General features: G+C 32.6%; 14 protein-coding genes. All 14 read left to right on the forward strand.

Annotated elements, in window-relative coordinates:
• The first annotated feature begins 6 nt into the window (after positions 1 to 6).
• The 14 genes from QZZ41_RS01815 to QZZ41_RS01880 all read left to right on the forward strand — a co-directional run bounded on the left by QZZ41_RS01815 (position 7) and on the right by QZZ41_RS01880 (position 15,810).
• Positions 7 to 1,221, forward strand: a complete 1,215-nt coding sequence (locus tag QZZ41_RS01815; RefSeq protein ID WP_295067274.1) for a tyrosine-type recombinase/integrase — start codon at positions 7 to 9, stop codon at positions 1,219 to 1,221.
• Positions 1,222 to 1,779: 558 nt separating this feature from the next.
• Entirely contained in the window at positions 1,780 to 3,393 is a 1,614-nt protein-coding gene (locus QZZ41_RS01820) for a polysaccharide biosynthesis tyrosine autokinase (protein WP_295067277.1), read from the forward strand.
• Positions 3,393 to 4,067, forward strand: a complete 675-nt coding sequence (locus tag QZZ41_RS01825) for a CpsB/CapC family capsule biosynthesis tyrosine phosphatase (protein WP_295067279.1) — start codon at positions 3,393 to 3,395, stop codon at positions 4,065 to 4,067. Before QZZ41_RS01820 ends, QZZ41_RS01825 begins: the two co-directional genes overlap by 1 nt.
• Before the next feature lie 91 nt (positions 4,068 to 4,158).
• Positions 4,159 to 5,502 carry a DegT/DnrJ/EryC1/StrS aminotransferase family protein gene (locus QZZ41_RS01830; RefSeq protein ID WP_295067282.1) on the forward strand — a complete coding sequence of 448 codons (1,344 nt, stop codon included), beginning with the start codon at positions 4,159 to 4,161 and terminating at the stop codon, positions 5,500 to 5,502.
• Between the two features lie 70 nt (positions 5,503 to 5,572).
• Positions 5,573 to 6,412: a sugar transferase gene (locus tag QZZ41_RS01835; RefSeq protein WP_295067285.1), complete on the forward strand. Its 840-nt coding sequence runs from the start codon at positions 5,573 to 5,575 to the stop codon at positions 6,410 to 6,412.
• Between the two features lie 23 nt (positions 6,413 to 6,435).
• Positions 6,436 to 7,263 (forward strand): glycosyltransferase, encoded by an 828-nt coding sequence (locus QZZ41_RS01840; RefSeq protein WP_295067287.1) that lies wholly within the window; start codon positions 6,436 to 6,438, stop codon positions 7,261 to 7,263.
• Position 7,264: 1 nt separating this feature from the next.
• Positions 7,265 to 8,179, forward strand: a complete 915-nt coding sequence (locus QZZ41_RS01845; protein ID WP_295067290.1) for a glycosyltransferase family 2 protein — start codon at positions 7,265 to 7,267, stop codon at positions 8,177 to 8,179.
• A gap of 4 nt (positions 8,180 to 8,183) precedes the next feature.
• The gene (locus tag QZZ41_RS01850; RefSeq protein ID WP_295067293.1) at positions 8,184 to 8,705 is read left to right on the forward strand and encodes a DapH/DapD/GlmU-related protein; all 522 of its coding nucleotides are present in this window, start codon (positions 8,184 to 8,186) and stop codon (positions 8,703 to 8,705) included.
• 5 nt (positions 8,706 to 8,710) lie between these two features.
• A complete protein-coding gene (locus tag QZZ41_RS01855; protein ID WP_295067296.1) occupies positions 8,711 to 9,766 on the forward strand; it encodes a glycosyltransferase family 2 protein in 1,056 nt (351 codons plus the stop codon).
• Between the two features lie 6 nt (positions 9,767 to 9,772).
• A complete protein-coding gene (locus QZZ41_RS01860; RefSeq protein ID WP_295067299.1) occupies positions 9,773 to 10,996 on the forward strand; it encodes a hypothetical protein in 1,224 nt (407 codons plus the stop codon).
• Between the two features lie 69 nt (positions 10,997 to 11,065).
• On the forward strand, positions 11,066 to 12,352 hold the full coding sequence (locus tag QZZ41_RS01865) for a glycosyltransferase family 4 protein (RefSeq protein ID WP_295067302.1): 1,287 nt from the start codon (positions 11,066 to 11,068) through the stop codon (positions 12,350 to 12,352).
• An 86-nt stretch (positions 12,353 to 12,438) separates the two neighbouring features.
• The gene (locus tag QZZ41_RS01870; RefSeq protein ID WP_295067305.1) at positions 12,439 to 13,431 is read left to right on the forward strand and encodes a glycosyltransferase family 2 protein; all 993 of its coding nucleotides are present in this window, start codon (positions 12,439 to 12,441) and stop codon (positions 13,429 to 13,431) included.
• Between the two features lie 341 nt (positions 13,432 to 13,772).
• Positions 13,773 to 14,735, forward strand: a complete 963-nt coding sequence (locus tag QZZ41_RS01875) for a glycosyltransferase family 2 protein (protein ID WP_295067308.1) — start codon at positions 13,773 to 13,775, stop codon at positions 14,733 to 14,735.
• Positions 14,736 to 14,739: 4 nt separating this feature from the next.
• Positions 14,740 to 15,810, forward strand: coding sequence for a polysaccharide pyruvyl transferase family protein (locus QZZ41_RS01880; protein WP_295067312.1), 1,071 nt, complete (start codon positions 14,740 to 14,742; stop codon positions 15,808 to 15,810).
• The last annotated feature ends 182 nt before the right edge of the window (positions 15,811 to 15,992 follow it).

Here is a 15,992-nt window from a genome sequence, read left to right on the forward strand (position 1 = left end):
GATAAAATGGCTAACATAAAAGCTAACATGAACAAGGACGGTATCATCATATCATACCGTATCAGAGTTTCTGACGGCTGCGGCGTTGACGGAAGGCAGCGTTTCCAGACTATGACATGGAAGGTACCGCGCGGTATGACTGAAAAGCAGGCAGCAAAGGAAGCGGAGAGGGTAGCTTTACAGTTTGAGGACGAGGTCAAGAATGGCCTTGCAGGTTCTCAGCGTTCGCTAAAGCTGGTAGAATTCGTACCGATATACCTCGATATCAAGAGGGATATCCTTTCTCCGAGAACCTTTGAGTACTACTGTTCCATCATTGAGAAAGTAATAATCCCGTTGCTGGGGCATATGAAGATCTCTGAAATCATAAGTGCGCACATACAGCAATTTGTGCGCTATCTTCAGAAGGAGAAGCCTGATACTTCGCCTGCGACCATAAAAAAGAAGCTTGCTATTCTGCAATCTATGCTTACTCAAGCGGTGAAGCTTGATATAATACCTATGAACCCTGCTGACGCGAAAAAACTGACGCTTCCGAAAATGGTAACTCCTAAAGTGGAGATATTTTCGAAGCAGGAGGCTGCTGAGATGCTTGAGTGTCTGGAGCAGGAAGAATTACAATATCAATGTCTTGTGTATCTCGCTATTATTACGGGGTGCCGTCTCGGTGAGTTGATAGCACTGAAATTCAGTGATATTGATTACGATACGAACAAGGTAACTATCGAAAGAAGTGCCTATAAGTGCAAGGGCAAGCCTATAGCATTAAAGCCACCGAAGGATTACGAAGTACGCACTATAACAGTCACCGAAGACTGCATTGAGCTTATAAAGCTTCTGAAAGCTGAGAAAGAACGCGAACGCATGAGACTTGGTACTGCATGGATAGGCGATGAATGGCTGTTCACACAGTGGAACGGCAACATTATGAACCCTCAGACTCCGACAGCGTGGTTTGGCAAGTTCCTTAAAAAGAACGGGCTCAAGCACCGTAAATTTCACTCCCTGAGACATACGTCGGCAACGCTGCTGCTGTATGGCGGAGTAAATTTGCAGCAGGTCAGAGTACGTCTGGGACACGCTGATATCAGTACAACAAACAAGTATCTTCACTGCATTGCAGAGGCTGATACAGAAGCCGCAAATGTACTTGGAAGTATGCTGATAAGCAGGCATAAGCACAGTGAGGAGCAGGCTGATAATACACAAAAGACAGGGTAACAGAGCAGGGACTTTCCGAATGGGAAGTCCTTGTTTTTTTATTTTGCGTAGCTGTTACTGCCCGATATGGAATATAAAAGCAAATGTGAAAATCAGTTGTTATTTTATTAATTTAATCATATTAACAGACGAGGAGAAAAATCATAATTATATTTGTTTGGTATTACTACTTGAAAGATGATATGATTTATCAAATATGTAATCTGTTAACATATATGGAATATATATGTTTGAAAACCTACTATACTGTTTGTATTAAAATACAGCAAATATACGAAATTTTAAATATAAACACGAAAAAGATATAGCAAATGTGCATAATCGGAGCGAAAAAAAATAATAATTGTTGATGATTGACAAAAATCGTCAATTCTTCTTGTAAAACTGGCAAAAATGTGGTATCATTAATCATATCACATCATATGAAAAATTTATAAATAGTCCGACGAATTTACTAATTGTATAATCAGACAATCTATTTACTAATGATAAAATCACTTCGGATTTGTATAAATGAAATAATAATATAATTCAGCGACGGAAAGGAACTTTAAAAAAATGGATAACGGCTACTCTATCAAGGACATCATTTCACTACTTTTAAGCAAGCTGTGGCTGCTTATTATCGTGACTATAATCGGCGGTGCGGCAGCTTTCTGCTACTCGAAATTTGTAATGCCGCTGAAATATTCTTCTCATATTTCGATGTATGTCCAGAGTTATACGGGGATAACCGAAAATGCCAATCAGCAGAACAATATAAGCAACTCCAAGCAGCTTGTAAATACATATATGGAAGTGTTGAAAGATGATGCTGTAATGAACGCTGTAGGCGATAAGCTGCTGACGCAGTTCGATGCAGACACTTTAAGCAAGAACTTCGGTATGTCAGACGGAAAGATATCTCCTTCATCTATCCGTGACTGCTATTCGATAAGCTCAGTTCAGGATACATCAGCTGTAAAGATAGTGTCCACTACAAAGAATGCAGAAGTAGCTGCAGCTTTGTGTAACGACCTTACAGAAGTTGCTCCCAGTTACGTTGAGGAAGCAGTTGGCGTAGGTTCTATAAACACTATCGACAGGGCTAAGGTTTATAACGCTCCTGTAGCTCCTAACATGAAGAAGAACGCAGCACTTGGTGCTATGGCAGCACTTGCGCTGACTTGTATGATAATCTTCCTTATTGACTTCTTTGATAATACAGTCAAGGATACAGATACAGTTGCAGATAAATTCAAGAAGCCTATCATCGGTGAGATAGCAGCCTTTGGCGTTGAAAAGAAAAAGAAGGACAGTGATGAGGACGAGCACGTAAAGCTCACGGATAAATCCGTTCCATTCAATGTCGTTGAAAGCTACAAGTCGATACGTACTAATATAAGCTTTGCACTTTCAACGGTGGACAAGAAGATATTTGCAGTATCTTCCGCAAATCCACGTGAAGGTAAGTCCACAACATCTTCAAATATAGCAATTGCTCTTGCGCAGGGCGGCAATAAGATACTTCTCATAGATGCCGATATGCGTAAGGCTGTACAGCATAAGGTATTCGGTCTGAAAAACAAAAAGGGACTTTCTTCTGCTATCAGTAAGATGTGCAGCCTTGAAGAATGTATCCATAAAAACGTTATGGAAAACCTTGACGTAATGACAGCAGGTCCTGTACCGCCTAACCCGTCAGAGTTGCTTGCTTCTGATAATATGGGAGCTATACTTGAAAAGCTCAGCGAGGAATATTCAATGATACTCATTGATACTCCGCCTGTCAATGTGGTTACGGACGCTATGGAGCTTGCAAAATATGTTTCAGGTATCGTTGTTGTTCTCAGATATGGAGTGACTACAAATGAAGATGCTGAAGATGCTATAAAGAAGATAGAATTTGCAAAGATGAATATGCTTGGATTTATCATGAACGATATCAAGATGAAGAAGAGCGGCTATTATTCAAGTAAGTACAAAGGTAAGTACTACTATAAGAAGGGCTATGGCTACGGATATGGTGGCTATGGATATTATGGTTCAAAACCTGAGATAGGTGATGATGATACAGTTGAGGAAGTGAAAGAAGAAACAGTCAAGAAAGAGACTACTAAGAAGGAGACTTCTTCCACAAAGACAAACAATAATTCCAAGAAGAAAAATGTCAAAAAGAAAGGTAAGAAATAATGACTGAATATCATTGTCATATACTTCCTGGGATTGATGATGGGGCTAAAGATGTAGATACATCACTTGCGATGATAGAGATGATGAAAGAACAAGGGGTTGAGCGAATAGTCGCAACTTCACATTTCTATGCACACCGTGAAAAATCAGTGGCTGAGTTCCTGAAAAAGAGACAGGCGGCTTTTGAAAAAATCAGGGACAAGTCTGTGATAAAGGATATTATACTCGGTGCAGAGGTAGCAGTCGAGAATGGTATTTCCGAACTTCCCGATATCGAAAAGCTTGCTGTTGAGGGCACACGAATGATACTTCTGGAGCTGCCGTACAGAGCTTATGCTAAATGGATGTCTGAGGAAATATATAATATAGGCGCAGAGTTCAACTTAAAGGTGATGTTGGCACACGTTCATCGTTACCTTGAATACTACAGTAAGGATGAAATGGAGGAATTGCTTTCAACAAAAGCTGTAATGCAGATAAATAACGAAGCGTTTTCAAGTTGGAGTGAGAAAAAGCTTGTAAAGCGTATAATAGCTGACGAAAAGAGATTTGCTTTCGGAAGTGATGCTCATAATACTAATGACCGCAAGCCAAATTGGGACTTGCTGAAAAAGAAAGTAAAGCCTGATATTATCGGGCTTTCTGATAAAGTTTTAGAGAGATATAGAGTTTAAGATTTTTGGGACATTGGAGTACTTTATTGATTATGGAGTGAGGTCAATAAAGTAACCTTTAAAAAATTATTTATAAAGGAGTATGAGGATTATGAGTAGTGTGAGCGCGGTTAAAGAAAAAATAAGAATAACTAAAGGAACATTGTTTAATGCCGATTCCAGATTTGCTGGCATTGAACCATTTGAAACTAAGCTTTGGCTTGCATCGCCTACAATGCACGGCGATGAGCAAAAGTGGGTTAAGGACGCATTTGATAAGAACTGGATCACAACAGCTGGTGAGAACATCAATGAAGTTGAGAAACTAATGGCTGAATATATAGGGGTGAATCATGCCATTGGACTTTCTTGCGGAACTTCTGCTCTTCATTTAGCTATAAGACTTGCAGGTGAGAAGCTTTATGGAATTCCGAAGGTTGGACACGGAAGTTTGGAAGGACATATGGTTTTTGCATCTGACATGACATTCGATGCGACAGTAAATCCAATCACATATGAGGGTGGAGAACCTGTGTTCATTGACACAGAGGCTGATACTTGGAATATGTCACCTGATGCTTTGGAGAAAGCATTTGAGATTTATCCTGATGTAAGGCTTATTGTCGTTGCGCATTTGTATGGTACACCCGGAAAGATTGATGCTATTAGAAGAATAGCTGATAAGCATAATGCATTAATAGTTGAAGATGCAGCTGAGTCTTTAGGTGCAACATATAAGGGCAAACAGACAGGTACTTTCGGCGATTATTCGGTTATATCTTTTAACGGAAATAAGATTATTACAGGAAGTTCAGGAGGAATGCTCCTGTGCTCAGACAAAGCTGATGCTGACAAGATTCGTAAATGGTCAACACAGAGTCGTGAAGCTGCTCCTTGGTATCAGCATGAAGAACTTGGATATAACTATAGAATGTCCAATATCATTGCTGGTGTGGTAAGAGGACAGATCCCTTACCTTGAGGAGCATATTGAAGGCAAGAAGAGAATCTATGAAAGATATAGAGATGGACTTGCAGATCTTCCTGTTACTATGAATTCTTTTGATACTCGTAACTCAAATCCGAACTATTGGTTGAGTTGTATGTTGATTGATGAAGATGCTATGGCTCCTATGGTTCGTGGAGAACAGGATCAACTTTGGAAGTACGAAACAGGAAAAAGCAGTCCTGCTGAGATTCTTGATGCACTTTCAAGATTTAATACAGAAGGTCGTCCTGTCTGGAAACCGATGCATATGCAGCCTATCTATAGAAGTCACGCTTTTATTACAAGTTGCGGTAGTGGTAGAGGACAGAGTAATGCTTACATAAAAGAAGAGTGCATGGACGTTGGTGCTGATATTTTTAGACGCGGCTTGTGCTTACCAAGTGATATTAAGATGACTGAAGAACAGCAGGATGTTGTGATTGAGATTATTCACAGGTGTTTCGAATGAGAAGAGTCATGCAAATACTGTGGTTGAATACACAGAGATTAACAAATAATGTTTTCAGGGAGTTGGACGAGTGAAAGTGATAAAGATACTGTTAAAAATCATTGAAGTTATCATAGCTTTAGCAACTCTTGCTTCTGTGTTTGCTTTCATTGCTGAGCGTATAGATGAGATCAAGTATAAAGGAGCAAAGTTCTTCAGAAAGCCGACTGGTATCTATGAGCGTTTCATTAAGCGTCCGCTTGATTGCTTCCTGTCCTGCGGTGCTACAATTGCACTGAGTCCAATATTGTTCTATTTAATTATTGCAGGAGCTGTTAATATGAAAGGCAATCCTTTCTTCACACAGGATCGTCCTGGAAGAATAGATCCGAGAACTGGTAAGGAGCGAGTATTTAAACTCATAAAGTTTAGATCTATGACGAATGAGAAGGATGCTGACGGAAATCTTCTTCCAGATGAGCAGAGATTAAAATCTTATGGTAAGCGTCTCAGGTCTTCAAGTCTCGATGAACTGCCTGAGCTTTTCAATATAATAAAGGGAGACATGGCTGTTGTAGGACCTCGTCCTCAGCTCGTTAGAGATATGGTGTTTATGAGTCTTGAACAGCGAAAGAGACATTCTGTTAGACAAGGACTTACAGGATTGGCTCAATGTAATGGAAGAAACGGTTTGTCTTGGGATAATAAACTCAAGTATGATATTGAATATTTAGAAAATGGCATCACTTTTATGGAAGATGCGAAGATTATCTTTCATACAGTAGAGAAGGTCTTCAAGAAAGAAGGAATAACAATGGATAAAATGGCGACTGCTGCTGATTATGGTGATTATCTGCTTAGTGAAGGAAGAATTGATAAGACTGAATACGATCAGAAGCAGAAAGAAGCTAAAGATTATGTGTTGAATTAATTTATAGGAGTTAAAAAATCAATATGAAGTTTTCACCTTTTTCAGTGGCAATATCAGTATATCAAAAAGATAAAGCTATATTTTTTGACAGAGCTCTTCAGAGTATTACAGAGCAGCAAACAGTAAAACCATCAGAGATAGTTTTGGTGTGTGATGGACCTTTAAATGATGATTTGAATGCTGTAATAGATAAATATAGAAAAGCTTATCCGATCTTCAAGGTTTTGCGCTTAAAAAATAACAAGGGGCTTGGTAACGCTTTAAGATTGGCTGTAGAAAATGCATCTTATGAATTGATTGCAAGGATGGATAGTGATGATGTATCAGTTCCTGACAGATTTGAGCAGCTGTTGAAGTTTTTCAACGTTCATTCAAATGTCGATATTGTTGGAGGAGATATTACCGAATTTATCGGTGATGAAGATAATATTGTAGGCAAAAGAACAGTACCAAAGAAGGACTCGGCAATAAAGGAATATATGAAAACTCGATGCGCATTCAATCACGTATCAGTAATGTATAAGAAATCAGCAGTTCAAGCTGCAGGTGGATACTTGGACTGGTTTTGGAACGAAGATTACTATCTTTGGATTAGAATGCAGTTAAATAATGCCGTATTTGCTAATACAGGTACAGTGTTAGTTAATGTTCGTGTTGGTGAAGATATGTATCAGCGACGTGGAGGTAAGAAGTACTTCCAAAGCGAGTATGGTTTACAGAAACTGATGCTCGATAAGGAAATGATTGGATTTATGACTTTTATTTGTAATGTTGGAAAACGAGTGATAATACAAAGGCTGCTACCAAATAAGATTCGTGGCTTGGTCTTTAGAAAGTTTGCGAGGAATTAAGATGGTGAAATATGTCGACGGATTAGTTAGCATCATAATGCCAACATATAAAAGATCTGAAAAGTTAATTCGTGCTATAAAAAGTGTTTTAGATCAAACATATACCAATTTAGAATTATTGTTGGTTAATGATAATGAGCCGGATGATGAATTTACTCAAGATTTAAAAAAACGAGTGAAACAATTTGAGAACGATTCAAGATTTAGATTGATTATACAAAAAAAACATATTAACGGGGCGGTGGCAAGAAATGTTGGGATTAAACAAGCAAAAGGAGAATATGTAGCTTTCTTAGACGATGATGATTGGTGGGAAAAAGAAAAACTAGAAAGACAAGTAGAGAGCCTTAGTAAACTACCTAATGATTGGGGTGGTGTATCATGTAAATATCGCTTTTTTGATAGTAACAAAAAAGTGATCGGAAAAACAGAGAAGTATAATGATGGAAATATTTATAGAGATGTTTTATTTTTATTGTCTGATGTAGCAACTGGTACGTTATGTTTACGTCATGAAGCGTTGGATAAAACAGGTTACTTTGACGAGAAATTGTATCGACATCAAGATTTGCAGTTAATTATTGAGTTTACCTATCATTATAAATTAAAAGAAGTTGATGAATTTTTGCATTGTTGTGATGTAAGTGATGCACAAAATCGACCAGATGGTTATAAACTAATTCAACACAAAAAGAGATTCTTTTATTCTATTAGATCAATACTAAAAAAAATGGACAAAAAAGATGTTGAATGTGCATATGCGTTACATAAATATGAAATAGGCTATGTTTTTTTGAAAAATGGAGATTATAAAAAAGGAATTCATTATTGTTTAGCTGTTTTTAGTTCACCAAGGGCACTTTATTATTGTATGAAAAAAACTCTTATGAAAATAAAAACGGTTATTATGAGGTAATTATATGTATGAAATAAGATATTATTTTTCAAAGTTTAAATCTAAGATATTGAAAAATAATAAAGAAGTTATAAGTGATTTTTTTAGAAAATATGGAATGACTGTAGGAAAAGGGTGCAATATATGTTGCAACATTATGACAACAGAACCATTTTTAGTAGAAATAGGAAATAATGTAACGATTTCAGGTGATGTAATTCTTATTACTCATGATAATAGTATTTCAAAAGTTGATAATAAATGTCCTAATATATATGGTAAAATAAAAATAGGAAATAATTGCTTTATAGGTCAAAGAAGTACATTATTGTATGGTGTAACATTAGTGGATAATGTAATTGTTGCAGCTGGAAGTGTAGTTACAAAAAGTGTTTTTAAGTCAGGTATCATTATAGGAGGTAATCCTGCACATGAGATTTCAACTTGGAGTAAATTTATAAAAGAAAATGGAGAGCATACTTTATATCGGAATGATCTTCGAAGTGCATATGAAAATAACAGTAAGCACATTTTAGAAGAAAGGTGATTAATTTGCAGTATTCAATAAGCATAGTAATACCAGTTTATAACATGGGAGATACTATTACAAAATGTGTAAGGTCAATATTAGAAAATAATAATGATATTGATATTGAGGTAATAATTGTAGATGATGGATCAAATGATAACACACCTCAAATTTGCGATGAACTTGCTGTTAAATATAAAAATGTATTTGTATATCATAAAACTAATGAGGGTTCTGGTCCAGCTAGAAATTATGGTATAAAGAAAGCATCTGGAAAATATATTTTTTTTCCAGATGCCGATGATTTGTTAATTGATAATGCGATTTCTATCATGTTTCATGAAATGAAAAATAGTGACTGCGATTTATTAGTTTTTGGATTTCAAAGTCAGACCGAGTCTGGAAAGGTTGTATCTCAAAAAAAGTATCCATATATGACTTTAGATGGAGAAACAACTCGACAACACTATTCTAATTATATTGGATATGAAGTTAAATATCCAATACAAGGTGCTCCTTGGAATAAGATGTTTGATTTGGAAATAATTAAAAAGTATAGTATTGAATTTCCTTCATTACGTCGTCACCAAGATGAAGCTTTCATTGCACGATATATGTGTTATGTTGAGTCAATACATTTTATTGAAGACATTCTCTATATACATTATACTAATGATTTAAAAAAAGAATGGGATAAATATCCAGTAGATTATATAAAAGCTGTAATTGGATTAAGGAACGATCGTAAACATACTATTTTAAAATGGAATAAAAATGATTATGAGACAAGAGAGTGGATTGATTGTGAATATATTTGTGGTGTTATTAAAGCGTGTGAATTAACGTTTTCACCTAAAGCTAATTTATCATTTAAGAAGCGGAGAAAAAGGATATATAATTATATTAAGAAAAGTAGAATTTGTGATTTTATTAATAATTCAAAAACAGGAAAATATCAAAAAGCAATATTATTTTTAGCAAAAAATAAAATGTATCTATTAGCTTACATTACAATGCATATAAAAATCAGTGCGGAAAAAAAAGGAATTGTTCAATTAATTAAGACGTGGATGAGATGAATAGAAATGGAGAATAAGGTTGATAATAAATGTAAAAAAACGATTTTTGAATTGGAGGTTTTGGCTTACGTATTCTTATTACCTATTATTGTTGATTTTTTTAATGTAATAGTTAATCAATTTAAGCTTGGCAATCCTTCTTTAATTACGACATTTATATACATAGTTTCATTATTGATAATATTAATCAAAGGGTTTAAACATATAAGAATTAATGATGTCTTGTTGTGTTTTGTGTCGATTATTCCGTTTATATTGTCGTATTTTCTTTTTTCTGGTTCAAGGCAATTTTTGTTTAAGCAAGATATGCTTATTATTTATGTGTTTTTTTTCCCTATTTCAATATTATATATTAAAAACATTAATGATTGGCGTGACTTTTATAGAATATTTGAAAAGTTTGGTGAAATAGCAATTTCCCTCGCTGTTTTTATCTTGTTATTTCTGGATTATTCAAGTTATTTGGTTTATATGGGTTTTTCTTATGCTCTTTTACCTTTTATTGCTGTAATATATCGTAAAGCAAGGTCGATTTCATCATTAAAAAGCTGGCTTTTTTTCTTTACTGGATTAATTACTATTTTGATTTTTGGAGCTAGAGCAGCTTTTTTGTTTATAATAATATATATTATTTTGTATGAATTATTTACTAAAAGAATTTCTTCGAGAAAGAATATGTTGACATTATTTTTAGTTGGCGTTATGGCAGGAATTATTTTTCTGTTTTATGATTCTTTTATGAATAGTATTGCACATATTTCTATACTAAATAATTCATATATTGTTCAGCGTTTGATTCAAGGTAAACTGTTTGAAGCGGAAACGAGAAACATTCTTTATGAAAACTGTAGGAATAGGATAAATTGTATGGGATTAGAAGTTAGTGGCTTTTTTGGAGATCGTAGATATTGTATGGGATTTGCATATCCACATAATATTATATATGAAGTTTTGATGTCATGGGGCTGGATAATAGGCATTATATTTTTGATTGTTCTGTTCGCTATGATTATGAAAGTAATTGTAACTAAAAATCTAAGTATTAGAGAAATAGCAATATTATTCATTGTAACTTGCTTTTTAAAATTTTTTGTTTCAGGTAGTTATTTAATTGATGGTAAATTTTGGCTTTTTATATCGATCTTATCAGCTTTATCCAAAGCTATTAAGTGCGAAAAAGTTTGTTCCACAGATAATAACGAAAAAGAGAACTTAATTGAAATGATTTGATAAAATATTTGGCGATAACGAATGATTATTGAAAATTCTTCAAGGCATAATAACATTAGGAGAAAATATATGAAAATAGGTTTTTTTTTAGAAAACAAATTATATAATAAAGTGGATTTTTCGAGGCCAGAATTAGGCAATCCAGGCATTAGAGGAACTCAGTATATGATTTGGATTATTGCGTGTAAATTAGCCAAATATCATGATATCTACCTTTTTGCACCGTGTATAGATAAAATGCCTTCTTATTTACATAGTTGTTTATGTAAAGATGAGAAACAAGCATTTATTAAAGCAGTGGAATTAGGTGTTGAAGTACTTGTTTTAAGAGCGTGTAACGAAAATGCTGATTTATATCAATCATTTAATAATGATAAAGTAAAGCTGATTCTTTGGTCTCATAATTTTGAGAATTATAAACTTGCAAATTCTGTCGCAAAGAATAGACAAATTAAAAGATTTGTATGTGTTGGAAGGCAACAGTATGAAAGATTAAGAGATCATGAAATATTTTTTAAATCAACATATATATATAATGCACTAGATTTTAAAACTTTTAAGGGTAAGAGAATTAAAAATGATAATAAGACTGTAACATATATTGGTGCTTTGAACAATCAGAAAGGATTTCATATATTGGCTAAATCATGGAAAAAGATATGTAAATTGGTTCCAAATGCTCAATTAAATGTATTGGGTACAGGGAATATGGGGAAAAATGTCGAATTAGGCCAGTATGGTTTAGCTGATAAAAAGTATGAAAAAAGGTTTATGAAATATTTATTAGATAAAAATGGCAACATTTTATCTAGTGTACATTTTTTAGGTAGTATTGGAGGAAATGAAAAACAAGAGGTAATGTTGAAAACGTCCGTGGGGGTTGCTAATCCTTCTGGTAAAAGCGAAACATTTTGCATTGTGGCAACAGAATTTGAAGCTTTGGGAATTCCTGTTGTATCAAAAAAAGGCTATGGCTTGTTAGATACTGTTGTCAATGGAAAAACAGGTATACTAGTTAATAATGAAAGAGAATTAATCTCTGCAATTACAAGATTACTTACAAATCATAATTTTAATAATACAATTGGAACAAATGGTTATCATTTTGTTAGAAAGCATTTTTCAATTGAAAAAGTAGTTCAACAATGGTTAAAATTAATTGATGATGTCAAAAGAAATGAGCCATTGGTGGTAGTTGATACATATAGCTTCTCATTTAATCAATTTAAATGGTTAAGAGAAATTAACCGAAAAATTCAATATAATGGTTTGAATACACCTTCACTGCTTATGTATGAGTATATAAAAACTGCTTTGATGAATATTTTATTAAAAATTAGGAGTCTACATAAGTGAACTGAAAGGATTGACGAAATCAGAAGTTAATTTTAGAAATTATTAGAAAGGAATATAATCAATTATATTTGATTGTATAATATATTATGAAAGAGGCATTAATTTCGGTTATTATTCCAATTTTTCGCGTGGAGAAATATTTGCGTAGATGCATAGATAGCATAATTAATCAAACTTATAGAAATATTGAGATTATATTAGTTGACGATGGTAGTGATGATGGCTGCCCTTCAATATGTGATGAATATGTCAATTTAGATAATAGAGTATTTGTATATCACAAAAACAATGGCGGATTATCTGATGCGAGAAATTATGGAATAAAAAAATCAAATGGGGAATATTTGCTGTTTGTTGATAGTGATGATTATGTTGATTTAACAATGATTCAAAAGTTATATATTGCACTTATTAAAAATAATGCTGATATTAGTATTTGTCCATATCTATATGTGAACGAGAACGGGGAAATGCTACAAGTTCAAAAAAAGCTGGGAAAAAGAGGAACTTTTTCAAATGAAGAAATATTCCACATGTACGATGTTAGTGATGTGAGTTGGATTTTAGGAGTTGCATGGAATAAGCTATATAAAAGAGAGATTTTTTCGGATATTAGATATCCAGTTGGGAAATTACATGAAGATAATTTTGTGTCATTTTTATTATATGAAAAAGCAAATCTAATCTCGATAATAGATGATAAGCTTTATTTTTATACACAAAGAGAACAAAGTATTATGGGAAATCGAGTAAATGTTAGACATGCTGATGGAGCCATTGCAGCTTTAAATAGAATTGATTTTGCTAAAAAAACTGGAAGGTTATATTTGATTCCAAAAGCAGAAGAACAAGCTTTTGGGACTTTGTTTAGTATTGTTGTGTATGTAAATAATAATAAAGATAGGAGATACTTGAGGCCGATTATTAAAAGATATACAGAAACTTATGAAAAGTCTCTTAAATATTTGAATTTGAGTGCGGTTGAAAAAATAAAAAGAAGAATATTTATACGTAGCAGTGTTATGTTATATTTATATAAATTATTTGTTGTATTTAGAAATAAAACTTTGAGAAATTAATTTCATTATATCTAGATATTAACATGAATATAGTGCTTAGTAAAACCTAAACAGGGATTCAGTTCTGTAGGTATTAATCAAATTATCACGTAGCAACATGGTTTATCAAAATTCTATATTTATGGTTTACAGAGTACTAGCCTTTGGTAGTAAATATTTATATGTTGCATAACCTAGTAATGGGACGTGTTGATGCAAGATTATGGATATTCAAGAAAAGGAAATTTACGAATTAAAATCATGGATGATTTCATTGGACATAATTATATATTATATTATGAAAAGCTGAGATTTAGTAAGTATTAGTAAGATTTTACGAGTTATTATGAGGAGGATTGGTGATGGATAAATTAGTTTCAATAATTGTACCGGTATATAATAAACAAGAAACGATTGTGAAATGTTTGAATAGTTTAGCTCGGATTTCTTATGAAAAACTTGAGATTATTATTGTCGATGATGGTTCTACAGATAAATCATCAGAACTATGCCAAAAACAATGCATAAAAAACAAAAAGTTTAAATATTTTAGAAAAGATAATGGAGGGGTATCTTCAGCAAGAAATTATGGCATAAAAAAAGCAAATGGTGATTTTATTTTTTTTGTTGATGCCGATGACAGTGTATCTTCTGATATTATATCTGAATCATTAAGATGTTTATGCGAGAACGATTGTTTAGTATTTTCGTGCTATTCGGAATACCTTGACGGAAATGTAATTGATTCTTCATTATGCAAAACTTATTTAATTGATGATTTTTTTGATGTGTTTTTTAACAAATATAATTCTTACGTGATGAATACACCTTGGAATAAAGTATATAGGTCTCGAATCATTATTGAAAATGATTTAAAATTTGATGAATCATTGAATTTGGGTGAAGATTTATGTTTTAACATTGATTATTATTTACATTGTAATAATGTAAAAATAATAAATACCCAGTTATATTTTTATTCGTATTCAGAATCAGGACTTACAAATTGTAAAAGGAATGTTTTAGATCTGTGGAAGAGTGAATATAAGTCGCTTAAAAAGATAAAAAAAATAACAACTGTTTTAAATAAGATTGATTCAGGCGTTATTAATAATTATATTATGATTAGAATTAAAAAAGTTCTATCTATTTATTTAGATAAATGTAATTTTAAAGAAAGTATAGAATTAAGAAAAGTAGTGTTAAAAAATATCAAGAGTATATCAATGTGTAAAATAGGATCAATTTTAGCAAATTTAAAAATATATATATATATTTTTTTATTGCCAGAAATATATTTAAAAAATAGAATGAAAAGAGGTTAACTAATTGAAAGTAGGGTTAATTACTATTGTTGATCCAATTCCTAATTATGGAAATAAATTACAACATTATGCTACTTACGCAGTTTTAAAAAGAATGAATAACGAAGTTACATCATATACAATGGAAAAGCCTATAATTAGTTTTAAAACTAGAATTGCGCATATAATTCATATTGTTACTAGATATAGATTTACTAAACAAAAAACGTTTTGGAAATATGGATACAAAAAAAATATGAGATTTCATATTTTTAATAAGACTAAACTTAATATTAAGTATATAAAAAAAACAAACGGTTTGGAAATGAAGGAAGACATTTTTTTTGTTGGTTCGGACCAGGTTTGGAATACTAATTGGTTTAATAATAAAAAAGAGGAAATGTTCTTGCTTAAATTTATTCAAGATAATAAGAAAAAAAATAGTTTTTCATCTTCTTTTGGCACAGATGTATTAAATAAAAAATGGACGGAAAGATTTTCTAAGGAATTATCTAAGTTTAATTATATTTCGGTTCGCGAGGAAGCTGGTAAAAGAATACTTAATTGTTTAATAAAAAGGGAAGTAAAAGTTTTGGTCGATCCAACAATGCTATTAACTAAGGAGGAATGGAGAATAATTTCTAATAAACCTGTTAATGCAAAAGAAGGATATGTTCTAACTTATTTTTTGTCGCCAAAATGTGATGATGCGAGTGCTGTATTAGAAAGAGTAAAGGAAAATAGAAAAGTATATGAATTACTAGATCTAAATGATGATATAGTCGGAACAGCTACCCCCGAAAATTTCATCTGGCTATTTGATCATGCAGATATTGTTTTAACAGATTCATTTCATGCATGTGTGTTTTCTTTTTTATTTAATAAACCTTTTCTTGTCTTTGATAGGAACTGGAATGAAAAGAGCATGAATTCTCGTTTGGAGACACTATTGTCTAAATTTAACCTTGAAAGAAAGTATTATTATAGTGGGATTCAAAATAATGTGTGGGAACATGATTATTCCGAAGGTTATAAACAACTTGAAATGGAAAGAAGAAAAGCAATTAGTTTTTTAGAATCAGTTTTGAGAAATTAATAAAATATTTCAACGATTTGACCGTAAAAATCGTATAAAGTAGTTTTTTAGGAAATAGATAATTGAAGATGAAACTATCAAAAATGCAACAAGAAATACTGTTTGAGCGTTTTATCATAACGATTTTATAAAGCTTTGAAAGAAGTTTTATGATTCTTTCCGATGCATATCTTATATTTTAG

The sequence above is a fragment of the Ruminococcus sp. genome, from assembly GCF_016283395.1.